At 38.7% G+C, this 23,692-nt stretch carries 21 protein-coding genes; all 21 read left to right on the top strand.

Annotated elements, in window-relative coordinates; translation table 11 throughout:
• The gene (locus F3H01_RS07835; protein ID WP_149725392.1) at positions 1–2,127 is read left to right on the top strand and encodes an STT3 domain-containing protein; all 2,127 of its coding nucleotides are present in this window, start codon (positions 1–3) and stop codon (positions 2,125–2,127) included.
• Positions 2,127–3,644, top strand: coding sequence for an MATE family efflux transporter (locus tag F3H01_RS07830; protein WP_149725391.1), 1,518 nt, complete (start codon positions 2,127–2,129; stop codon positions 3,642–3,644). The genes F3H01_RS07835 and F3H01_RS07830 overlap by 1 nt, the downstream gene beginning before the upstream one ends.
• Positions 3,645–4,406 carry a glycosyltransferase family 25 protein gene (locus F3H01_RS07825; protein WP_149725390.1) on the top strand — a complete coding sequence of 254 codons (762 nt, stop codon included), beginning with the start codon at positions 3,645–3,647 and terminating at the stop codon, positions 4,404–4,406. It abuts the gene before it with no gap.
• Entirely contained in the window at positions 4,407–5,339 is a 933-nt protein-coding gene (locus F3H01_RS07820; protein WP_149725389.1) for a glycosyltransferase family 2 protein, read from the top strand. It begins immediately after the preceding gene.
• On the top strand, positions 5,336–6,394 hold the full coding sequence (locus tag F3H01_RS07815) for a glycosyltransferase (RefSeq protein WP_149725388.1): 1,059 nt from the start codon (positions 5,336–5,338) through the stop codon (positions 6,392–6,394). The genes F3H01_RS07820 and F3H01_RS07815 overlap by 4 nt, the downstream gene beginning before the upstream one ends.
• A complete protein-coding gene (locus F3H01_RS07810) occupies positions 6,391–7,434 on the top strand; it encodes a glycosyltransferase (protein WP_149725387.1) in 1,044 nt (347 codons plus the stop codon). Before F3H01_RS07815 ends, F3H01_RS07810 begins: the two co-directional genes overlap by 4 nt.
• Positions 7,431–8,555 carry an N-acetylgalactosamine-N,N'-diacetylbacillosaminyl-diphospho-undecaprenol 4-alpha-N-acetylgalactosaminyltransferase gene (gene pglJ, locus F3H01_RS07805; RefSeq protein WP_149725386.1) on the top strand — a complete coding sequence of 375 codons (1,125 nt, stop codon included), beginning with the start codon at positions 7,431–7,433 and terminating at the stop codon, positions 8,553–8,555. The genes F3H01_RS07810 and pglJ overlap by 4 nt, the downstream gene beginning before the upstream one ends.
• Entirely contained in the window at positions 8,548–10,647 is a 2,100-nt protein-coding gene (locus F3H01_RS07800) for an STT3 domain-containing protein (RefSeq protein WP_149725385.1), read from the top strand. The genes pglJ and F3H01_RS07800 overlap by 8 nt, the downstream gene beginning before the upstream one ends.
• 2 nt (positions 10,648–10,649) lie before the next feature.
• Positions 10,650–11,765: a N,N'-diacetylbacillosaminyl-diphospho-undecaprenol alpha-1,3-N-acetylgalactosaminyltransferase gene (gene pglA / locus F3H01_RS07795; RefSeq protein WP_149725384.1), complete on the top strand. Its 1,116-nt coding sequence runs from the start codon at positions 10,650–10,652 to the stop codon at positions 11,763–11,765.
• Positions 11,758–12,363, top strand: a complete 606-nt coding sequence (gene pglC / locus F3H01_RS07790; protein WP_149725383.1) for an undecaprenyl phosphate N,N'-diacetylbacillosamine 1-phosphate transferase — start codon at positions 11,758–11,760, stop codon at positions 12,361–12,363. The genes pglA and pglC overlap by 8 nt, the downstream gene beginning before the upstream one ends.
• Positions 12,350–12,940, top strand: a complete 591-nt coding sequence (gene pglD / locus F3H01_RS07785; RefSeq protein WP_149725382.1) for a UDP-N-acetylbacillosamine N-acetyltransferase — start codon at positions 12,350–12,352, stop codon at positions 12,938–12,940. The genes pglC and pglD overlap by 14 nt, the downstream gene beginning before the upstream one ends.
• A 48-nt stretch (positions 12,941–12,988) precedes the next feature.
• Entirely contained in the window at positions 12,989–14,080 is a 1,092-nt protein-coding gene (gene pglE, locus F3H01_RS07780; protein WP_149725381.1) for a UDP-N-acetylbacillosamine transaminase, read from the top strand.
• Positions 14,081–15,862, top strand: a complete 1,782-nt coding sequence (pglF, locus tag F3H01_RS07775) for a UDP-N-acetylglucosamine 4,6-dehydratase (configuration-retaining) (RefSeq protein WP_149725380.1) — start codon at positions 14,081–14,083, stop codon at positions 15,860–15,862.
• Between the two features lie 17 nt (positions 15,863–15,879).
• Positions 15,880–16,491 carry an imidazole glycerol phosphate synthase subunit HisH gene (gene hisH, locus F3H01_RS07770; protein WP_149725379.1) on the top strand — a complete coding sequence of 204 codons (612 nt, stop codon included), beginning with the start codon at positions 15,880–15,882 and terminating at the stop codon, positions 16,489–16,491.
• Positions 16,491–17,201 carry a 1-(5-phosphoribosyl)-5-[(5-phosphoribosylamino)methylideneamino]imidazole-4-carboxamide isomerase gene (gene hisA / locus F3H01_RS07765; RefSeq protein ID WP_149725378.1) on the top strand — a complete coding sequence of 237 codons (711 nt, stop codon included), beginning with the start codon at positions 16,491–16,493 and terminating at the stop codon, positions 17,199–17,201. The genes hisH and hisA overlap by 1 nt, the downstream gene beginning before the upstream one ends.
• 63 nt (positions 17,202–17,264) lie before the next feature.
• Positions 17,265–17,630 (top strand): chemotaxis response regulator CheY, encoded by a 366-nt coding sequence (locus F3H01_RS07760; protein WP_002939933.1) that lies wholly within the window; start codon positions 17,265–17,267, stop codon positions 17,628–17,630.
• Positions 17,630–18,463 (top strand): 50S ribosomal protein L11 methyltransferase, encoded by an 834-nt coding sequence (locus F3H01_RS07755; protein ID WP_149725377.1) that lies wholly within the window; start codon positions 17,630–17,632, stop codon positions 18,461–18,463. The genes F3H01_RS07760 and F3H01_RS07755 overlap by 1 nt, the downstream gene beginning before the upstream one ends.
• Entirely contained in the window at positions 18,456–20,381 is a 1,926-nt protein-coding gene (gene ftsH, locus F3H01_RS07750) for an ATP-dependent zinc metalloprotease FtsH (RefSeq protein WP_149725376.1), read from the top strand. The genes F3H01_RS07755 and ftsH overlap by 8 nt, the downstream gene beginning before the upstream one ends.
• 2 nt (positions 20,382–20,383) lie before the next feature.
• Positions 20,384–21,010, top strand: coding sequence for a phosphatidylserine decarboxylase (locus F3H01_RS07745; protein ID WP_149725375.1), 627 nt, complete (start codon positions 20,384–20,386; stop codon positions 21,008–21,010).
• On the top strand, positions 21,003–21,734 hold the full coding sequence (gene pssA, locus F3H01_RS07740) for a CDP-diacylglycerol--serine O-phosphatidyltransferase (RefSeq protein WP_149725374.1): 732 nt from the start codon (positions 21,003–21,005) through the stop codon (positions 21,732–21,734). Before F3H01_RS07745 ends, pssA begins: the two co-directional genes overlap by 8 nt.
• A gap of 146 nt (positions 21,735–21,880) precedes the next feature.
• The gene (locus F3H01_RS07735; protein ID WP_107691409.1) at positions 21,881–23,395 is read left to right on the top strand and encodes a 2-isopropylmalate synthase; all 1,515 of its coding nucleotides are present in this window, start codon (positions 21,881–21,883) and stop codon (positions 23,393–23,395) included.
• The last annotated feature ends 297 nt before the right edge of the window (positions 23,396–23,692 follow it).

The raw sequence follows: 23,692 nt of genomic DNA, 5'->3' as shown, positions 1-23,692 counted from the left end.
GTGCACAAAGTAAGCGTAAATTGTAAAATTTTACTTATATTTCTAGCCGCTTATCTGTTTGGATTTGCGGCTAGGATGCTCTGGGTATTGTGGGCAAAGGATATGCCAGAGCTTTACTTTAATGGCGAATTTATGCTTACGACAAATGACGCATATTATTACGCAGAAGGTGCTAGAGACATGCTGGCTGGCTTTCATCAGCAAAATGACTTTAGCCCCTTTAATCACTCAATCTCAACCATAGTTTTTTATATTTGCAAAATTTTTCCTTTTAAGATTGAAAGCGTGATGTTTTATATGAGCATCTTTTTAGCTCCTCTTATCGCACTTCCAGTTGTTTTGATATCAAATGAGCTTAAAGCGCTAAAAGCTGGGGCTGTGGCTGCATTTATGAGTGTTATCTTGCCAAGCTATCTTTCAAGGACATCGCCTGGATATTTTGATAGCGACATGTTAAATGTCACATTTGCGCTTTTTATCATCTATTTTTTGATCAGGCTTTTAAACACAAATAAACAAAAATTTATCGTTTTGCCGAGCCTTTTTGTATCGCTTTATCTTTGGTGGTATCAAAGCTCATATGCACTTATTTTAAGTATTTTCTTTATGTTTTTACTATATACGCTAGTTTTTATGCGAGATAGATTGCAAAATTATCAAGCGATATTTTTTATGTTTATAAGCATCGTAAGCTCAAATGCTTTTACTAAAGATCCACTAATAGCAAATAAAATTTTGGTTTTTAATTTAGCAGTTATTGCCTTATTTTTCTCTCTTTTTTGCAAATATAAAAATTTACTCTCAGCTAGAAAATTAGCCATTTTTCTTACTTTAATGCTAGCTATTTTTATCTATTTTGGTGGTTTTGATTTCATTACTTCAAAAATGGATATTTATGTTTTTAAAGGCAATGAAATTCTTAGCGATAAATTTCACTTTATAAATGAGCATAATTTCATCAGCGAAGTAAAAAGTGCTAGCCCTTTGTATTTTATCTATTTCATGTCAGGAAATATTCTTATACTGCTGGCAGCTATTATTGGATACTTGCTGCTTTGCTTTAAATTTCGTCCATTTTTACTTACTTTGCCAATGCTTGGACTTGGACTCCTCTCTTTTTTTAGCGGAGTTAGATTTGTTATGTACGTAACACCACTTGTTGCGCTTGGTTTTGGGTATTTTTTGCATTTTTTTTTAAATTTATTTGATCTTAGAAATTCTATTAAAAATTTATCATTTTTAGTTTTTGCCGTAGCCGCTCTTGCTATAAATTTAGATTTTGCTTATTCATATAGGCCAAAGACTGTAATTAGCCGTGATGAAGCAGTAGCGCTTGATGGGCTCAAAAAGGTCACAAAGCGCGATGATTATGTATTTTCATGGTGGGATTACGGATATGCTATAAGATATTTTGCTGATGTTATGACTTTAAACGATCCTGGTAGACAAGGTGGCGAAAATAATTATTTTGTTAGCCTTGCTTTGAGAAAAGATGAGGCATTTTTGGCTAGACTTGCAAGAGTGGCAGTTACTTATAATGACATCTCGCTTGAGCAAAATATAAGGCCAATAGATAAAATTTTAAAAGACTACAACACAAGCGATATAAATACTTTTTTAAGTCAGCTTAAAAGCGAAAATTTCACTCTGCCAGCTGCAAAAAAAGAGATTTTTTACTATCTTGTGCCAAATATGATTGACATCGCGCCAAATATTTTTAGATATAGCTATATCGACGTCACAACTGGTAAAAGGCAAAAAGAGGATTTTTATCATGTTAGTGCATTAAATGGCGTTAGCGAAGCTAGTATCGACCTTGGAGATGGCTATACTTTGCCTGTAAATGAGCAAAAATTTATCATACATAACGGTGAAAAAATAGCTGTAAAATCATTTTATAAAGTAAAAGGATCTGGAAAAGATTTACGAATAGATGAAAAAATTGTAGATGAAAACGCCAAAATTTATGTGGTTTTTTTGGAAGACTATGCGCGGATATTGTTGCTTGATGAAAATACTTTTAACTCATCTTTTGTACAGCTTTTTATATTTGAGCGAGCCGATGAGCAATACTTTGAGCCATTTGTCATCTCAAATGGTGTAAAAATTTATAGGTTAAAAATCTAATGCTAATCAATCTAATAAGCTCGATCGTCGTTTTTGTCGTATCTATGGGCATAAATTTCTTTCTTACGCCATTTATCTTAAAAAGCCTTGGTAACGAAGCTTTTGGCTTTGTGGGCCTTAGCAACGCCATCGTTAGCTACGCAGCAGTCGTAAGTGTAGCTATAAACTCGGTTAGCGGACGCTTTGTCGCTCATGCGTGGCATAAAAAGGATCTAAGCCTCACAAACACCTATTACTCATCAGTGCTTGTTGTAAATATCTTCTTTTGCGCTGTTGTAGTGGTGCTTAGCTCCATTTTTATACTAAATTTGCAAAGCTTTTTAAATGTCCCTGAAAATTTACTCTTTGACGTGAGAATGACCCTTGTTTTTTACTTTATAAATTTCTGCGTTGGACTATTTAACGGCGTTTTGACGGTTTGCGCCTTTGTGACAAACAAGCTCTATCTACTCTCCATCAGAAACGCCATCTCAAGCGCGATCCTAGCGATCCTTATCGTGGCGCTCTTTTTCTTTTTTAAGCCGTTCATTTCATACATCGCCATTTCAGCGCTAGTTGCAAGCCTTTTTGTCTTTTTTAGCACCATTTTTATGTCAGCTCGCATCACGCCGGAGCTAAAATTTAGCCTTAGTAAATTTGACTTTTCCAAGATCAAAGAGCTTTTAAGTTCTGGGATTTGGAACAGCTTTAACGCGCTAAACCGCATACTTTTAACGGGTATGGACCTGTTTATCTGCAACATTTTCGTAAATGCAAATGCTACTGGCCTTCTTTCAGTCGCCAAGGCCGCCCCTATCATACTTGAGAGCTTTGTAGCACAGCTTAGTGGTATCTTTGCACCAAAATTTGTCGAGCTTTACTCTAAAAATTTGATCACAGACCTCATAAAAGAGGCTAAATTTTCAATGAAAGTGATCGCCTTTGTGATGAGCGCTCCGGCCGCATTTTTTGTCGTTTTTGGGCTTGATTTTTACACGCTTTGGCTACCTTTTAAAAGCCAAGACGAGGTCAAATTTATCTATAGTGTCTCGATGATCACGCTAGTGCCTATCGTCTTTATAAGCTTTGTTTTTTCGCTTTTTAACCTTGATAGCGCGACAAACAAGCTTCGCCGACCAGCCATTGCCAACACTATCCTTGGCGTTAGCACGATCATAGCGCAGATCGCACTACTCAAATGTAGTGACTACGGCGTTTATGGTATCGTCATCGTCGCAGCCATTTTTTATAGCATAAGAATTCTTGGCTTTGACCTCATAAATGCTGCTTTAAATTTAGAGGTGAAACTCACCACATTTTACGGGGTTTATTTTAAAAATTTAGCCGTTTTTGCGCTATGCGTGCTTGCGATGTTTGCCTGCAAGGACCTTGTGAGTTTAGATAACTGGCTAAAATTTGCTATCTTTGCTGCGATATACGCCGGCGCAGCTTATGTTTTGGGATATTTTTTGTTTTTTAATGCCTTCGAGCGAGGCATAGTCTGGCGTAAAATTTTAAAAAAATTTAAAAGGTCTTAAATGAATGAAATTTACTTGATCTCTTTGGCAAAAGACACCAAAAGGCGCGAGCTTTTGCAGCAGAAATTTGGCTCTTATGATAGCTTTAAGCTAATAGACGCAGTGGATGGCAGGGAGCTAAACGCGAGGGAGTACTATAAGATCATTTCTCCATCATTTAAAGCTTACGGCAAAATTTTAAGCCCAGCAGAGGTTGGCTGTTCACTCTCGCACGTAAAAGCCTACGAGGCGTTTTTGGCGAGTGAAGCCAAATTTGCCCTCATCTTTGAAGACGACGTGATCGGAGATGATAATGCCATAAAAGAGGTATTTTTAGCAGCTAGCAAGATGCCTGAAAGTAGCGTGCTAATATGTGGCATGCAAGATGGGCTAGAAGGCAGGTTTAGCGCCTTTGGTAAAAAGGTGGATGCTAGTCTAAGTAAGCCACTTTGGCAGGTCTCAAAGCACTCATTTTCAAGCATTTATAGAGCAGGGGCTTATGTGCTAACTAAAAAAAGTACTAAAAATTTGCTTGAAATTCATAAACGTGCGCTTTGCACGACCGATGTTTGGGACTATTTGCTTGGTGTTAATGATATGCAGATGTATTTTTGCGATCTCTTTTCGCACCCAACAGATCTTAGTGGCTCAAACATCGAGGGAGAGCGCCTTGAGAGGGGATACAAGGCAAATTTAAAGGCCTACATAAAAACATTTAAATTTATATTTTTCTCACGACTTGAAAAGCTTCAAGGCTATGAGAGAATTTTTAAAAGGGGCTAAATGAGCGAGCCATTAATAAGCATTGTAACTGCGACTTATAAGCGTCCGGAGCTTTTAAAAAAGGCCATAAAAAGCGCTCTAGCTCAAAGCTATAAAAATTTAGAAATAATTGTGACCGATGACGGCGATGACGAGAGTGCGAGTGAAATTTGCAAGAGTTTTAACGACGCAAGGATCAAATTTGTAAAAAATAGCGCTCACAAAAAGAGCCCAAATGGCAACAAAAATAACGGCTTTGACAACGCAACAGGCGAGTTTGTCTGCTTGCTTGACGATGACGATGAGCTTTTGCCAGAGGCGATTGCTGAGTGCTATGAAATTTTAAAAAGTGGCGAGTATTCGTGCGTTTTTGCAGACGCTATCTGCGAGAAAGATGGCGTGATGACCGAGGTCGTGGCTGGTAGAAGCCCATATAGCAAGAGTGGGGCGATGAGCAAGGCTGATTATCACTGCGGGCGAATAAATGGCGAGTATTTTAAGCTTTTTTCGCGTGAATTTATAGACAGCTTTAGGTTTGATGAGAGCAGTTTTGGCGGCGAAAATGAGCTTTACATCCGCTTTTTTGAAAAAAATGTCTTCTATCTTAAAAAGCCACTTTACATCTACCGCATCGCAAGAAGTGATAGTGCTACGCTAAATGCTAGCAAACATGCGCTAAATGTGGCAAACGCCTACATCAAAACGGCAAAAATGCACTACGACATCGCTATAAAAAATGAGCCAAAATTTCTAGCCCTGCAGTATAAAAACGCTGCCTACTACGCCAAAATAGCAGGCGAATATGGGCTAATGCTAAGGTGCATCTTTAAAAGCCTTAGTATTAAATTTAGCAAAGAGGCATTTGTCTTTTTACTACTTAGCCCACTTCCAAATGGCATTTTACCAGCACTTTCAAGGCTACGTGTAAAGATCAAACGAAGGTTTGGCGTATGAAGATATTATTTGTCACATCAACGCTTAGAAGTGGCGGTGCGGAGCGAGTTTGTGCGGTGATCGCATCAAGATTTAGCGTGGATCATGATGTAAGCCTTGTTAAATTTGATAAGGACGAGCCATTTTACGAGCTAGCAAGTGGCGTAAATCTCATAAATTTAGGCGTTGGGGCTGATGAGCTTGGCTTGGTTGGAAATTTAAAAAAGAGAGTTTTAAAGGTGCTTGCTTTACGAGCGCTCATACGAGAGGGCAAATTTGACGCTGTGATATCATTTTTAGACGCCGTAAATATCTTGGTGCTCTTTAGCTCGGCTGGGTTAAAAACGCCAATAATCATAAGCGAGCACACAAACTATCTTGCGCCAAAAAGAGCCATTTTTAAGGTGCTAAGACGCATAAGCTACCCATTTGCAAACGCACTTAGCGTCCTAAGCGACGAGGATCTAGGCTACTACTCGAAATTTTGCAAAAATGTGATGAAAATTTACAACCCACTCTTTGAAGAGGTGCAAAATGAGAGCTTTGATAAAGAAAATTTAGTCATCTTTGTTGGCAGGCTAAATAAGATAAAAAACTGCGAAATGTTTGTAAGAGTGGCTGCAAGCTTAAAGCAATGTGGCTATAAATTTGCTGTCGCTGGAGATGGTGGCGAGAGAGCAAATTTAGAAAATTTAGCTAAAAATTTGGACGCTGATGTCGAATTCTTAGGCAACGTTAGCGATATCGCTTCTCTTTATAAAAGGGCAAAGGTGCTGCTCTCTTGCTCAAATTTCGAGGGTCTTGGAAACACCTTGATAGAGGCGATAAACTATGACTGCGTGCGGGTTGCGACAAGAACTAGCGGGGCAAAAGAGCTTATAAAAGATGGTTTTGATGGCTTGCTTTGCGAGATAAATGACGCTGATCAGATGAGCGAAAAGCTTGCAAAAATGCTGCAAGATGAGGCAAAAATGGTCGAATTTGCCAAAAACGCAAGGGCTAGACTTGATGAGTTTAGCGTGGAGCAAATTTATAAAAAATGGCTGGAGCTTTTAAAGCTTGGAGGTGTGAAGTGAAAATTCTTTTTGTCATAGCCGCACTTAGAAATGGTGGGGCTGAACGTGTGCTAAATGTGCTTGCAAATGAGCTTAGCAAGGACAATGAGATCACTATCGCTCTGCTTGAAGAGGACCTTGGGCTTTATAAATTTAGTGAAAAGATAAATATCATAAACCTTAACGTCACTGGTTCAGGCATTGCTTTAAAATTTAAGAAAATTTTCGCTCTTAGAGCGCTTTTTAAAGAGCAAAGAGCTGATCTGATAATTAGCTTTATCGACTGGACAAATGTCGCTTGTGTGCTGGCAAATGCTGGGCTAAAGAGCAAACTAATAGCAACTGAGCATCACGAGCACAGCTACCTAAAAAGCAAAATCGCAAGCGCTATGCGTGATATTAGCTACCGCTTTGTAGATGGTTTAAGCGTGCTAAGTAAAAATGACTACAACTACTATAAATTTGCCAAAAATCGTGAAGTCATCCACAACCCACTTTTTATCGACGTGCCTAAAATTTGCGAGAAGCAAAACGTCATCTTAAGCGTGGCAAGGCTGGAGGCGGTAAAGGGCTATGATATCTATTTTGAGGCGCTTAGCAAGGTAGATAAGAGCTTGCTTGACGGCTGGGAGATAAAGATCGCAGGCAGTGGCAGGCAAGAAGTGCAGCTAAAGCAGATGGCGTCAAATTTGGGGCTTAACATCAAATTTTTAGGACATATGAGCGACGTCACAAAGCTTTATAATGAGGCAAAAATTTTTGTTCTTAGTTCACGAAGTGAGGGACTTTCAAACGTGCTAATAGAATCAGGTGCTTTTGGTTGCGCTAGGCTAAGTAGCGACACCGTGGGCGCAAGAGAGCTTATAAATGACGGCACGGACGGGCTTATCTTTAAAAATGGCGACGCAAATGACCTAAAAGATAAGCTTGAAATGCTTTTAAAAGACGAAAATTTAAGGCAAAAACTAGCAGAAAATGCCGGCGAAAGTGCAAATTTATTTAGCAAAGAAAACATCATCAAGCAGTGGCGAGAATTTATAAAAAAGGTTGTTAGCAAGTGAAAAAATTAGCCGTTTTTTTATACTCGATGGGGCCTGGCGGGGCTGAGCGAAATGTGGCAAATTTGCTGCCATTTTTGATCAAACATTATGAAGTTCATCTTATCTTAATGAGCAAGGTCATCGCCTATGAGATCCCAAGCGAGGTGCAGATCCACTTTATAGAAAATAGCGATCCTTACGAGAGTGGACTAAAGAAGCTTGCAAGGCTCTTTTTAGCGATGCCAATGCTTGCCTTTAAGTATAAAAATCTTTGTCAAAACTTAGGCATCGACACGCAGTTTGTGTTGATGAACCGCCCTTGCTATATCGCTGGGGTTACTAGGATATTAGGGCTAAGGGCAAGGCTAGTTATCAGCGAGCGAAGCTGTCCATCGATCATATATAAAGACGATTTAAGCGGCAGGGTTAATAAATTTTTACTCGCTCATCTTTATAAAAAAGCTGATCTAATCCTAGCAAATGCAGCTGGCAACAAAGATGATCTAGTGCGAAATTTTGGCATGAGCGAGGACAAAACAAAGGTGCTTTATAACGCTCTTGATCTAAAAACTATAAATTTGCTAAAAGATGAGCCACTTGAGAGTGATTTTAGGCCATTTTTCATAAATATCGGCCGCCTTGATAGCGGTAAAAATCAAGCTATGCTAATAAAAATAATAGCTTCGATTAACGACCCTCGCGCCACGCTTGGCATTCTTGGCAAAGGACCTTTAAAGGACGAGCTGCAAAATTTAATAGATAAATTTGGTGTAGGTGAGCGAGTAAAGCTCCTTGGCACTGATAAAAATCCATTTAAACATATAAAAAATGCCTCTTGCTTGCTTTGTGCCTCGCGTTTTGAGGGCTTTTCAAATGTCTTGCTTGAAGCACTAGCATGTGAAAAAACTATCATCTCGACCGAGCATAAAAGCGGTGCAAAGGAGCTTTTGGGCGAGAGCGAGTTTGGCATCTTGGTGCCAGTTGATGATGAAAATGCGATGAAAGAGGCGATGATAAAGGTGCTTAACGAGCCAAAGATAAGGCAAAATTTTGAAAAGGTTGCGTATAATCGGGCTAAATTTTTTGATAGTGAAAACATAGCGAGCGAGCTTATAAATTTTTTGGAAAATCCTAATGAATAGAAATTTATTTTTTAAAAATTACTCTTTATACCTTATGATATTTGCCGCAGTCATCTTTGGCATGGTTTGCAGGCTTTACTGGGTCTTTTGGGCGAGCGAGTATCCGGTATTTTTCTGGAACAACGAGCTGATGATCAGCACAAACGACGGCTACGCATTTGCCGAGGGTGCAAGGGATATGCTAGCTGGCTTTCACCAAGAAAATGACCTTAGCTACTACGGCTATCCGCTTTCCACACTTACTTACTGGATAGTGAAATTTCTAGGCGTCAAGCTTGAGACGGCGATGATTTATATGAGTGTATTTTTTTCATCGCTTGTGGCTGTGCCAGTTATCTTGATCGCAAATGAATACAAACTAAAAATGGCTGGCTTCATCGCCGCACTTCTTGCAGTGGTCGCAAATAGCTACTACAACCGCACAATGGCAGGCTACTACGACACTGACATGCTCATCATCCCACTTAGCGTCTTTGTCGTCTGGGGACTTATTAGAGTACTTGAGAAAAAGGACGCAAAGAGCCTAATAATCGCGCCTTTAAGCGTGCTTATTTACATGTGGTGGTATGCGAGCGCCTTTTCGCTTATTAGCGTTTTAACTGGGCTATTTTTACTTTACACGCTCATTTTTGATAGGAAAAACCCGCTTTTTTATCTTGAAATTTCGCTGCTTTTACTTGCCATCTCAAACCTTGATCTAACGCTCAAATTTATTGCTATCATAGCTTTTTACGCACTTTGTTTATTTAAAAAGGAGGTGATAAATTTAAAAATTGCTCTTGGTATTTTGGCAGTTGTTTTTATTGTTTTTGTAATTCGTGGCGGGCTAAATCCGATTATTTTTCAGCTTAAATTTTACGTCTTTAGAGATGCGCCTGAAGTTGGCGGTATGAGTTTTCATTTTTTTAATGTCAATCAAACTATCCAAGAGTCAAGCATCGTTGATTTTACGCTATTTTGCGAGAGGATCAGCGCAAATGTCATCACATTTTTGATCTCGCTTGCTGGCGTTGCTCTTTTTTGTTTTAAAAACCGCTCATTTGCCGTCTCGCTTGGCATGCTAGCTCTTGGCTTTTTAGCATTTAAAAGTGGCCTTAGATTTACCATTTACGCTGTGCCTATCATGGCACTTGGTTTTGGCTATTTAGTGGAATTTATACTTTCAAATTTAAAGCTAAAAGGAGCGGTGCTAAATCTCGCGAGAGCCTTTATAACCGTGCTTGCCCTCGCTCCAGCGCTCATTCATATCTATGGTTACAAAGCTGAGCCGGTTTTTGTACACAAAGAGGTTGAAATTTTAAACAAGCTAAAAAGTATCGCAGGACGCGAGGACTATGTGGTTGCATGGTGGGACTATGGATATCCGATTAGATATTACAGCGATGTTAAGACGCTCATTGATGGTGGAAAGCACCTTGGACGTGAAAATTTTGCCGTGAGTTTTGCGCTTGGAAGCGATGAGATGAGCTCGGCAAATATGGCAAGGCTTGATGTTGAGTACACAGAGAGAAATTTCAAGGAGCGATTTAACGGCAATTTGGCTCAAATTTTAAAAGAGAGAAACGCAAGCATCGATCAGTTTTTTGGCGAGATAAAAGAGGCAAATTTTAGCTTGCCAGCAAAGACAAGGGATATTTATTACTATCTTCCAGATAGGATGCTTGGTATTTTTCCGACAATTTTGCAATTTAGCAAGATCGATCTAAAAAGCGGTAAAAATTTAAACAACGGCCTTTTTATCGTCACAAGAGCGATCTCTCAAAATGAAAATGGCATTAGACTAAATGGTGGATTTACGCTCACAAGTGATGTCACAAATTTAATCTATGATGGCAACATCTTGCCTCTTAAATCTTTCATAGAGACTGATTACAACGAGGCTGGCAAGCTAAATGTCAAAGAGTATAAAAATAACGAAAGCTCAAATATTTCTGTCATTTTTATGAGAGATTATGGTAGGTTTATCATCCTTGATGAAAGTATTTTAAATAGCGCATACATCCAGCTTTTTGTGCTTGAAAGGTACGATCCAAAAATTTTTGAGCCAGTCATACTTGATGGGGCGGCAAAAATTTATAAATTAAAGAGGTAAAAATGGCAAGGATAGGGTTTTTAAGCCACGCTGATATGAGCATACACTTTTTTAGACGGCCTATTATGCAAGCCTTAAAAGATATGGGGCATGAGGTTTTTGCTATCGCTCCAAAAGGTGACTTTACCGGCGAGCTTGCTAAAAGCTTTCACTCTGTCACCTACGAGCTTGACAAAGCCAGTCTAAATCCACTAACGGTGATAAATAACTCAAAAAAACTATCTCAAATTTTGGGCGAGCTAAATTTGGATCTGCTACAAACTGGCGCTCACAAGTCAAATGTCTTTGGCACATTTGCTGCTAAAAACGCTGGCATAAAGCACGTGATAAATTTAGTTGAAGGCCTTGGTAGCTTTTATATCGATGATGATATTAAGACAAAGGCAGTGCGTTTTGTCATGGAGAGCCTTTATAAATTTTCATTCGCAAAGGCCGATGCTTGCGTGTTTGTAAACGACTCGGATGCTGATTATATGATCTCTCGTAATTTGATAGATAAAAGCAAAGTGTACCGCATAAAAAGTGTCGGCGTGGATACTGCTAAATTTGATCCAGCTATCACGCAGGCGGCTGATCTTGGCGATAAAAAAGTCATTTTAATGATCGCAAGAGCCATGTGGCACAAGGGCGTTCGAGAATTTTACGAGGCAGCTGAAATTTTAAATGGCTACAAAAACTGCGAATTTGTCTTTGTGGGCGAGGGTTTTGCTGGTAATAAATCAACCGCAGATGAGAGCTTTTTAAAAGGTGGCAAGGTGCGATATCTTGGCGCTAGAAATGATATACCACAGCTTTTAAAAGCTTCTTACTTGCTAGCACTTCCTAGCTACAAAGAGGGTTTTCCAAGAACGGTTTTAGAGGCGATGAGTATGGCAAAAGCAGTCGTTGCAAGCGACGTAACAGGCTGCAATGAAGCTGTAAAAGATGGCTACAACGGACTTTTATGCAAGGTAAAAGACGCAAGCGATCTTGCTAGTAAGATAAAAATTTTGCTTGATGACGAAGCACTTTGTGCTAGACTTGGGCAAAATGGCAGGGACTGGGCAGTTAGTGAGTTTGACGAGAAGCAAATCGCAAAAAGATATATAGAATTTTATAGGAAATTTATAGATGTATAGAAATTTTTTAAAAAGGGTGATTGATATTTTGGGGGCTTTGTTTTTACTCATTTTAACATCGCCTATCATCATAGCAACCGCGATTTTTATCTATTTTAAAGTAAGCCGCGACGTCATTTTTACGCAGGCTAGACCAGGGCTAAATGAGAAAATTTTTAAAATTTATAAATTTAAGACGATGAGCGACGAGCGTGACGCAAATGGCGAGCTCTTGCCAGATGAGCAGCGTCTTGGTAAATTTGGCAAGCTGATACGCTCACTTAGCCTTGATGAGCTACCACAGCTTTTTAACGTGCTAAAGGGCGATATGAGCTTCATTGGGCCAAGGCCGCTTTTGGTTGAGTATCTGTCTATTTATAACGAAACGCAAAAGCACCGCCACGACGTGCGTCCTGGTATCACGGGCCTAGCACAGGTAAATGGCAGAAACGCCATAAGCTGGGAGAAAAAATTTGAGTACGATGTCTATTACGCTAAAAATTTAAGCTTTATGCTTGATGTAAAGATTGCCTTACAGACCATCGAAAAGGTGCTAAAACGAAGTGGCGTCAGCAAAGAGGGGCAGGCTACGACGGAGAAATTTAATGGCAAAAACTAAGAAAATTTACATCTACGGAGCAAGTGGGCACGGCCTTGTAGTAGCTGACATCGCTAAAAATAATGGCTATGATGAGATAGTTTTTTTAGATGACGCTAGTGAGTTTAAATTTAGCCCAGAGCTTGAAAAAGCCAACATCATAATAGCTATTGGCGACAATAAAACAAGGCAAAAGATCAGCCAAAAGGTGGAGGATGTTGGCTTTGAGATAGTAAATTTGATCCATAAAAGTGCGGTTGTGAGTGAAAGCGCTGTGATAGAAAAAGGTGTAGTTGTCATGCCAAATGCCGTTATAAACGCAAAAGCTCACATAAAAGAGGGTGCTATCATAAATTCTGGCGCGGTGATAGAGCATGAGTGCGTGATAGGCAAATTTGCTCACATCAGCCCAAATGCAGCCCTTGCTGGAAACGTTAGCGTGGGCGAATTTACGCACATAGGTATCGGTTCAAGCGTTATTCAAGGTATAAGCATCGGCAGCAACTGTATCATTGGCGCTGGAAGTGTGGTTGTAAGAGATATAAAGGACGGCACAAAGGCTTACGGCGTACCTGCATGCGAGCGCGCTAAGATATAAATTTAAAAATAAGTGCTAAAATCGCCAAAAAATCACGAAAGGGATGAAATGGATAGGGTTTTTTTATCTCCACCAAATATGAGCGGAAAAGAGCAGGAATATATAAAAAAAGTTTTTGAAAGCAACTATATAGCGCCACTTGGCGAGTATGTTAATAAATTTGAAGAAAGTATAAAAAGCTACACCGGAGCAAAAGATGCTCTTGCGCTAAGTGCTGGAACGGCTGCGCTACACCTAGCACTTCGCGTCCTTGGCGTAAAAGAGGGTGATTTTGTACTAGCTTCTAGCTTTACTTTCATGGCTTCAGTCTCGCCTATACTTTATGAAAAAGCAACTCCAGTATTCATAGACTGCGATGAGAGCTGGAATTTAAGTCCAGAACTACTTAAAAAAGCGATCTCAAATTTACCTAAAAAGCCAAAGGCATTAGTCGTTACTCATCTTTACGGACAAGCTTCAAAGATGAAAGAAATTTGTGAAATTTGCCAAAACGAGGGCATCGCTTTAGTTGAAGATGCAGCTGAAGCACTTGGCGGATTTTACGGCGGTAAGGCACTTGGCACATTTGGCGTGATGGGTGCATATAGTTTTAATGGCAATAAAATAATCACCACTTCAGGCGGAGGTATGCTAGTTGGCGACAAGGAATTTGTAGAAAAAGCTAGGTTTTACAGCACTCAAGCAAGAGAGCCTTTGCTTCACTACGAGCACAAAGACTATGGCTACAACTACCGCTTAAGTAACGTGCTAGGTGCTATTGGCGTGGCTCAGATGGAAGTTTTGGAAAAAAGAGTCGAGCAAAAGAGAAAAGTCTTTGAAATTTATGAAAAAGAGCTTGGCAACATTTTAGAATTTATGCCAGAACTGCCAAATTCTCGTGGTAACAGATGGCTGACAACTGGCGTTTTTGCCAAAAAAGATGCACATTTAAAAGTTATCAAAGCACTAGCTGATGAAAATATTGAGAGTCGCCCACTTTGGAAGCCTATGCATTTACAGCCTGTATTTAAAGGTGCATTAAGCTTTGTCGATGGATATAGCGAAGACCTATTTTCAAGAGGAATTTGCTTGCCAAGCGGTAGCGATATGAGCGAGGAGACGCAAGCAAGAGTGATCAAAATAGTCAAGGAAAATGCGTAAATGTTTCATGCAACGAAGTTAAAAAGGCTCGTATTTTTCCTTCTTGGCGATGTTTTTATATTTGTTTTTTCGATATATGCGGCTTATCTTTTAAGATTTAACGCCGACATCCCAGATATCTATGTGCAAGGGCTTTTTGTAACGGCTGGATTTTTGATCGTATTTAAACTATTTTTTATGTGGATGTTTAAAATTTACAAGGTACCGTGGAGATTTTTTGGATTAAACGAAGCAAGAAAAATTTTCCTAGCTCACGTTTGCTCAGCGGTTTTATTTACGATCATATTTTTTATCATTCAAGATTTTTTAAATCCATACCCAAGAAGCGTCATTTTCATTGATCTTCTTATTTCATGCTTGCTTGTTGGGCTTTTAAGAATTTCAAAACGCATGGTGCTTGACTTTTCAAACAAACCTCACAAAGGAGAGCCATGCGTGGTAATCGGCGCTACCTCAAAGGCACTTCACGTTTTGCGTGGCTTAAAGCAGGGCTATCTTGACTACTACGCGGTTGGAGTGGTAGATGGCAGGAGTGATCTTGTTGGCACTTATTGTGATGGATTTTTAGTGCAAGATAAAAAAGAGATACCAAGCCTTATAAAAGATTATGATGCAAAGACTGCTATCATCGCACTAGCACTTGATCAAGACGAGCTTCAAGCTCTAGTTGATGAGCTAAGCGGATATGGCATAAGAGATATGAAACTCTTTTCGCTTATCGAAAATGAGCCGATCAAAGATATCTCGATCGAAGATTTACTCGCTAGAAAGCCAAAAGATTTAAACCCAGAGGCTATTTCAAATTTCTTAAAAGATAAAAGAGTACTTGTCACTGGAGCAGGAGGCAGTATAGGAAGTGAAATTTGTAAGCAGTGTTTGAAATATGGCGTAAGTGAGCTTGTAATGGTTGAGCACAGCGAGTTTAATCTTTATAAAATAGGCGAAGATACAAAAGATAAAAGAACTATTAGCAAGCTTGTAAATATCACAAATTTAAAGGATTTTGAAGAAGTTTTTGCTGACTTTAAACCTGAGATCGTCATCCATGCCGCCGCATATAAGCATGTGCCGCTTTGCGAGCTAAATCCTCGCTCAGCAGTTGAAAACAACATCCTTGGCACAAAAAATGCAGTCGATCTTTCTAAAAAATATGGCGTTAAGAAATTTGTCATGATCTCATCAGACAAGGCTGTGCGCCCAACAAACATAATGGGTACAACTAAGCGTGTTTGCGAGCTTTACGCACTAAATTCAAATGAAGCAGGTGTATGCGAGATAGTTTGCGTTCGCTTTGGTAACGTCCTTGGCTCAAGTGGCTCAGTTATACCTAAATTTAAAGCACAGATCGCTGCGAATAAGCCGCTAAGTGTCACTCATCCAGAGATCACAAGATATTTTATGCTCACATCTGAGGCGTGTCAGCTAGTCCTTCAAGCAGCCTCTATCGCAAAAGGTGGCGAGCTTTTCGTGCTTGATATGGGCGAGCCTGTTAAGATCGTAGATCTTGCTAAAAAGATGCTTCTTCTTTCAAATAAAGAGCATTTGGGTATAGAATTTGTGGGTCTTAGACCAGGCGAGAAGCTTTATGAAGAGCTACTTATCAACAAAGATGATGTGCAAACAAAATATGAATCAATCTTTGTAACGCATTCAGAGCCTTACGATTTAGTGCTTTTAAACTCGCAGATAAGTGAGCTTTTGCAGCTTGAGGATAATGAGATCGCACCTGCACTTAAGGTGATCGTGCCTGAGTTTAATCATGCGCTAAATTTAAAAGGCTAATTAGAGGCAAAGAACCAATGATAGCGATAATTGACTATGGGGCCGGAAATATCAAAAGTGTGATAAATGCTTTCGATTTTCTTGACAAAAAATGTGCCTTAGTAAGTGAGCCTGATAGTTTAAAAGAGTACTCTCACATCGTTTTACCAGGCGTTGGGGCATTTGGTGAGGCGATGAAGAAACTAAAATTTAACGGCATGGATGAAGCGATAAAAGAAGCTGTGAAAAGTGGAAAAGCCTTTATAGGAATTTGCCTTGGCATGCAGCTTTTATTTGAGCAAAGTTTTGAGTTTGGCGAGCATGAGGGACTCTCTCTTTTGCCTGGCGAGGTCGTAAAATTTAATGAAACTAATTTCGATAAACCATTAAAAATACCTCACATTGGCTGGAATGCTTTGGAATTTAAGCAAAATAGCCCATTAAATTTAGGACTAAAAGAGCTTGAATATTTATATTTTGTACATAGCTATCATGTGGTTTGTGATGATAAATTTGCACTGGCAAAGACGACTTATGGATATGAATTTACAAGTGCGGTTTGGCATGAAAATATCTTTGGCTTTCAGCCTCATCCAGAAAAAAGTCATGAAGCTGGACTTAAAATTTTAGAGAATTTTGCGAGGTTATGATGGAAATTTTTCCAGCGATTGATTTAAAAGAGGGACAAGCAGTTAGACTAAGCAAAGGTCTTATGCAAAGTGCAAAAATTTATAGCAACGAGCCAAGTGAACTTGCTAAAAAATTTGAAGATTATGGCGCAAAATGGCTTCATGTGGTTGATTTGGATGGCGCATTTGCTGGAGAGACGATAAATTTTAAAACAATTGAAAAAATTACAAAGGCTACAAATTTAAGCGTCCAAGTGGGTGGTGGCATAAGAGATGAAGATCGAATAAAACGCTATTTAGATTTAGGAGTTAGCAGAGTGATCCTTGGCTCAGTAGCTCTTAGAGATCCAGAATTTACAGCAAAAATGGCTGGAATTTACAGAGTCGTAGTTGGCATAGATGCCAAAGATGGCTATGTGGCAGTGCAAGGCTGGGGCGAGATCTCAAATATAAAAGCAGTCGATCTTGCAAGAAAATTTGCAGATGTTGGCGTGGAAGCTGTGATTTGCACCGATATTAACAAGGATGGAATGCTTGGCGGAGTTAATATTGAGTTTAGCTTGCAAATAGCTAGGAATAGCAAGCTTGAGACAATAGCAAGTGGTGGCGTGAGTGATATAAATGATGTTTTGATGCTAAAAGCTACAAATGAGATTAGTGGCGTAATAGTTGGAAAAGCCTACTATGAAGGGTTACTTGACCTAAAAGAGGCCTTTAAACTACTTAGATAGCGTTAAAGCTTTTATAAATTTAAATTAGCTAGAATAGGGCAATTTTTACTAAAAGGATATTATGTGAAGATTTTGGTAGTAGATGATAGTTCAACAATGAGAAGAATCATAAAAAATACTTTACAAAGGTTAGGACATCAAGAAATTCTTGAGGCTGAGCACGGTCTTGAGGCTTGGAATATCTTAACTCAAAACGAAGGTATCGAAGTTCTTATCACTGACTGGAATATGCCTGAGATGAATGGTCTTGAACTTGTTAAAAAGGTAAGAGCAGAGCAAAAGTATGTTGATATGCCTATCATAATGGTAACAACAGAGGGCGGAAAAGCCGAAGTTATAACAGCTTTAAAAGCAGGTGTTAATAACTACATCGTTAAACCTTTTACGCCACAAGTTTTAAAAGAGAAGCTTGAAGACGTTCTTGGTTAATGAAAGATAAATTTTACGAATTAAGCATCAAAACATCAAATTTTTATGATGAAATTTTAGAGCTAGTTTTCTCTTTTGGAGTTACCTGTGTTGAAGAGCTAGATCATGAGATCATTGTCAGGGAAGAATATGATCTAGGGGATATAGCTTGGGGCATAGGTGAGTACGCAAAAGGTCTTTCTGATGCTTTAGCAATTCCAAATGATTTAAAAATTTCTCTTAATCTTAAAGAAAATAAAGACTGGCTAGGTGAATACAAAAAGGCTGTTAAGCCTATTTTGGTTGACAAAATTTATGTTAGACCTAGCTGGGAAGAACCGCTTAAGGATGTAACAAACATCATAATTGACCCAGCTCTAGCTTTTGGTTCAGGGCACCATGAAAGCACAAATTCTTGCTTGCAGCTTTTACAAAAATATGCAAAAAGAGGCAATACTACTTTAGACGTAGGCTGCGGAAGTGGAATTTTAAGTATTGCCTTGGCAAAGCTTGGCTGTAAGGTCGATGCTTGCGATACAGACGAGCAAGCTACGCAAAGTTCACTTAGCAACGCCGAGTTGAATGAGGTTAAATTTAATAAAATTTGGACAGGTTCTATCGCAAATTTAGAGCAAAAATATGACATTGTCGTAGCAAATATCATAGCTGATGTCATTTTTATGCTCTCAAATGACTTAAAAAAATCGCTTAAAAAAGGCGGCTACTTGGTATTGTCAGGAATTTTAAACAAGTACGAAGATAGGATTAAAGATACGTTTAAGGATTTGGAGCTAATTGAGATAAAACAAAGTAACGATTGGAGTAGCTTTGTTTATAAGGAAATAGATGAATAACCAAAATAATAACCAAAATAATGGCAACAATAACGGTTTTTTTAATAAAAATCCTATTTTCATTTTTGCCATTTTTGCAATAGTTATAGTTTTAGCTTTTAGAAGCTTTAGTGGAGATGGATTGGGCGGTTCTTTTGGACTCAACGGTAATGCTCAGAGTAAAATGGTAGCTTATTCTGAGTTTAAAGATATGTTAAAAAATAAGCAACTAAATGAAGTTGCGATATCTGAAACCACGATAAAAGGCGTTGGTAATGACAAAACCATCTACCTCGCAAAGCGCATAAACGATCCAACGCTCATTGGCATACTTGAGCAAAATGGCATAACTTACAGCGTTTATAGCGAAAATAACTGGTTTGGCGATCTTATATTTTCATGGATAATCCCGGTATTTATATTTTTTGCCATTTGGATGTTTATTGCTAGTCGTATGCAAAAGAACATTGGCGGTGGCATACTTGGCATAGGAAGTGCAAAAAAGCTTATAAATTCTGAAAAGCCAAAAGTTAAATTTGACGATGTTGCAGGTGTTGAAGAGGCAAAAGAAGAGGTTCAAGAGATAGTCGATTATCTAAAAAGTCCTGATAAATATTTAAGGCTTGGGGCAAAAATTCCAAAGGGAATTTTGCTAGTTGGCCCTCCAGGCACAGGTAAAACACTTCTTGCAAGAGCAGTTGCAGGCGAGGCTAGTGTGCCATTTTTCTCTATGTCGGCATCAAGCTTTATAGAGATGTTTGTCGGTGTTGGAGCAAGTAGGGTTAGAGATCTTTTTGAAAATGCTAAAAAAGAGGCTCCAGCGATCGTTTTTATAGATGAGATCGATGCGATCGGTAAAAGTAGAAATTCTGGTCCGATGGGTGGCAACGACGAGAGAGAGCAGACGCTAAATCAGCTTCTTTCTGAGATGGATGGCTTTGATGCGGATAAATCGCCAGTCATCGTTATAGCGGCTACAAATAGACCTGAAGTTTTGGATGCTGCGCTTTTAAGGCCAGGTAGATTTGACAGGCAAGTGCTTGTTGATAAGCCTGATTTTAAAGGACGCTGCGACATTTTAAAAGTTCATATGAAAGATGTAAAGATTGGTAAGGATGTAAATATCGAAGATATCGCAAGGCTTACTACTGGTTTAGCAGGTGCTGATCTTGAAAATATCATAAATGAGGCTGCACTTCTTGCAGGACGTAAGTCAAAGACTTTTGTTGAGCAGGCTGATCTTGTAGAGGCCGTTGAGAGATCGATTGCTGGACTTGAGAAAAAGTCTCGTCGCGTAAATCCAAAAGAAAAAAGGATCGTCACTTATCATGAGTGCGGTCATGCCTTGATAGCTGAACTAACAAAAGGTGCAAAAAGGGTAACAAAAGTCTCAGTCGTACCACGTGGTCTTGCGGCACTTGGCTATACTCTAAACACGCCTGAAGAGAATAAATTTATGATGCAAAAGCATGAGCTGATAGCAGAAGTAGATGTACTTTTGGCTGGTAGGGCTGCTGAAGAGGTGTTTATTAAAGAAATTTCAACTGGAGCTAGCAACGACCTAGAGCGTGCAACCGATATCATAAAAGCTATGGTTAGCATGTATGGCATGAGTGATGTCGCCGGTCTTATGGTGCTTGAAAAACAACGTGCTACGTTTTTAAATGGCGGTCAAAGTATCAAAGATTACAGTGATAAGATGGCTGAAAAGGTTGATGAGTTTGTAAAAACGCTTCTTCATGAAAGATACACAGCTGTGCTTGGTTTACTTGAAATTTATAAAGGTGCTATTGAAAATATGGTATCAGCACTTTATGAAGAAGAAACGATCGAAGGAAAAAGAGTTAGAGAGATCATTAAAAACTATGAGATCGAAAATGATCTAGAGAGCAGACTCGTAGAGACCGAAGAAGACGAAAAGAGTAAAAAAGAGGAATAAAAATGAGTGGCTATATCGCGAAAGCAGGATATAAATTTATATTACTTTTTCTAATTTTATTTGTTTTATCTTTGCTGTTTGGGATATTGCCACTACTTTTTGCTATTTTACTTTTTTTGGGGCTTTATTTTTTTAGAGATCCTGAGAGAGAGCCATTTTCTGATGATAAATTGGCTTTACTATCGCCGATTGATGGCAATATAAAAGAGATTAGTATTTCAAAATTTGATGATAATGAGGTTGCCAAGATAATCATACAAAAGCCGTTTTTTGGTGTTGGTACACTAAGGGCGGTTAGTGACTCTAAAGTCGCTGATATCAAAAGAAGACACGGACTATTTTTGTGTCAAGCAATGAAAATTTCAGAATTTTTAAATGAAAGAGCTATTATTCGTTTTGAAAAAGAAAATATTAGATTTGCCATGAAAATTATAGCTGGAGCTTTCAGTCGAAGTTTAGAAATTTCAAATGTTACTAGCCTGAAAGCATCTAGAAAATTTGGTTTTTTAGGAAGCGGTGAGGTGATTTTATACCTACCAAGAGATACTAAGATATGTGTAAGTGTCGGAGAAAGCGTAAAGGCTGCTTCACTTTTGGGATATTTTGAAGAGGGAAAAAGAGATGAATAACATACAAAAGATGCAACTAATGTATATCTTGCCAAATTTATTTACAGCAGCTAGTGCTTTTTTGGGTGTTATTAGCATTATTTCATCTATTCAAGGCAACTATTTTAAAGCCATTATTTATATAATCTTATCGCTTATTTTAGATGGACTTGATGGGCGTGTGGCTAGACTTACAAAGACAACTAGTAAATTTGGGGTAGAGTTTGATAGCCTTGCAGATCTTGTTGCTTTTGGTGTAGCACCAGCGATTTTATTTTATTTGACTATTGGTAAAAATTTTGGCAGATTTGGAGCACTTATAGCTGCTATGTTTGTGGTTTTTGGAGCTATCAGGCTTGCTCGCTTCAATGTCACTACTGGTACATATGAGCCAAATGTTTTTATCGGACTTCCTATACCATCAGCAGCTATTGTGAGCGTACTTTGGGTTGGAATTTATATTGACTATACTTTTTTGGAAGGATTTGAGTGGTGCTTGATGCTACTTGAAGCTACTCTGGCAGCTTTAATGGTTAGCAACATTCGCTATCCGAGCTTTAAAAAAATAAATTTAAAACAAACTCACGTGATAAGAATTTTAGTAGCTCTTGTGGTTGCGTTTTCGATGCTTTATCTATATCCATTTGAAAGTGCGACTTTGGTTATGAGTGTCTATATGCTTTATGGCATAGTAAGAGCCACTATGATGTTTAGTAAAAATTCCAAAAAAAAGGAGAGCGAATGAGCGAAAATGGCGTCATAAAATCACGTAAATTTTTACCAAAAATCGAAATCAAAAACTCTCTACTGCTGCTACTTAGGTAGCAAATTTCTCTTTACTTAACTCATCAAATTTAAAATTTAAATATAAAAAAATAAAAAAGGACAAAAATGGATAAGAATAAAATTATAATCTTTGATACAACTTTAAGAGATGGTGAGCAAAGCCCTGGTGCATCGATGAATACAGCTGAAAAATTACAGATCGCACTTCAGCTTGAAAGGCTTGGCGTGGATGTTATGGAGGCGGGATTTGCAGCAGCAAGCCCAGGGGATTTTGACGCGGTAAATCAAATAGCAAAGCAAGCCTCAAATATCACGGTTTGCTCTCTTGCACGTGCAGTTGAACGTGATATCAAGGCAGCTGGCGAGGCATTGGCTCCAGCTAAAAATAAGAGAATTCATACATTTATAGCGACAAGCCCAATTCATATGGAGTACAAGCTAAAAATGAGCCCAGATGAAGTAATAAAACGTGCAGTCGAGTCTATAAAATACGCAAAAACCTTTTGCGATGATGTGGAGTTTAGCTGCGAGGACGCTTGTAGAAGTGAAATGAGCTTTTTAAAAGAAATTTGTGATGCTGCCATAAATGCTGGTGCAAAAACTTTAAATATCCCTGATACAGTTGGTTATTTATATCCTGAAGAGATAACTGCTCGCATTAGTGAAATAGTAAAATTTGTAGGCGATAGAGCAATAATCTCTGTGCATAATCACAATGACTTAGGCATGGCTACGGCAAACTCGTTAGCGGCTATAAAAGCTGGTGCAAGGCAGGTCGAAGGTACGATAAATGGCATAGGTGAGCGTGCTGGAAATGCTGCGCTTGAAGAGATCGTGATGGCTATCAAAACCCGCCAAGACGTCTTTGCTCCACTTTATACAGACATTATCTCAAAAGAAATTTATCCAACTTCAAGACTGATTGCTAGTATTATAGGCATTGAGCCTCAACCAAACAAAGCTATCGTTGGTAAAAATGCATTTGCTCATGAGAGTGGCATACATCAAGACGGCGTGCTAAAACATAAAGAGACCTATGAGATAATTAGCGCTGAGAGTATAGGCCTTGAGAAAAATTCTCTTGTTTTAGGTAAGCATAGCGGTCGCCACGCGTTTAAAGATAAGCTTGCTAGCCTTGGATTTGACCTTGATAGCGATGCTCTTAATAAAGCATTTGAAAAATTTAAAGAGCTAGCTGATAAGAAAAAAGAGATATTTGATGACGATATCAGAGCTCTTGTGGCTGAAGAGATTACAAAAATTCCACAAGCTTATGAGATCACGGCTCTTCTTCAAAGTAGCGGTGGAAGCCTTGCAAGCGCTTCAATTAGCATAAAACACAATGATGAGATCATCAGTGACTCAGCTCTAGGAAATGGTACTGCTGATGCGATATTTAAGGTGGTTGATCGCATTAGTGGCATTAGTGGCACGCTTAAAGACTATAAAGTGGCGTCTGTTTCTCAAGGCAAGGATGCACTTGCAAAGGTTGATGTAAAGGTAGAGTTTGAGGGCAAAACGGCTGTAATAGGCCATGGACTTGACATAGATACTATGATGGCAAGTGCAAAAGCCTATGTTGGAGCACTAAATAGCTACCTTCGCATACATAAAAACTAAAATTTTAGCTGGCTGCTAAATTTGCAGCTGGCTACTTTAAATTTAATCCAAGAACTATATAAATTTTTAAAATTCAAAGTCTCTATTTAAAAAAATAGAATTTTTACTATCTTTGCAAATTTTAAAATCTTACTCACTCGCCTTAGCAACTTACTAATTTTATGGCTCATAAACATTCGCCACTAAATTTAGAAGCGTGATATGCTCGCTTGTAAATTTTAAAATTTGATAGGGTTTAGACCGCATGCAGTGCGAAGTACTAGCACATGCCCCTTGAATGTGCGAGGGGGTGGATTA

The sequence above is a fragment of the Campylobacter concisus genome, assembly GCF_902460875.1.
Taxonomy (GTDB): Bacteria; Campylobacterota; Campylobacteria; order Campylobacterales; family Campylobacteraceae; genus Campylobacter_A; species Campylobacter_A concisus_AA.
This window is presented reverse-complemented; position numbering and strand designations above follow the sequence as displayed.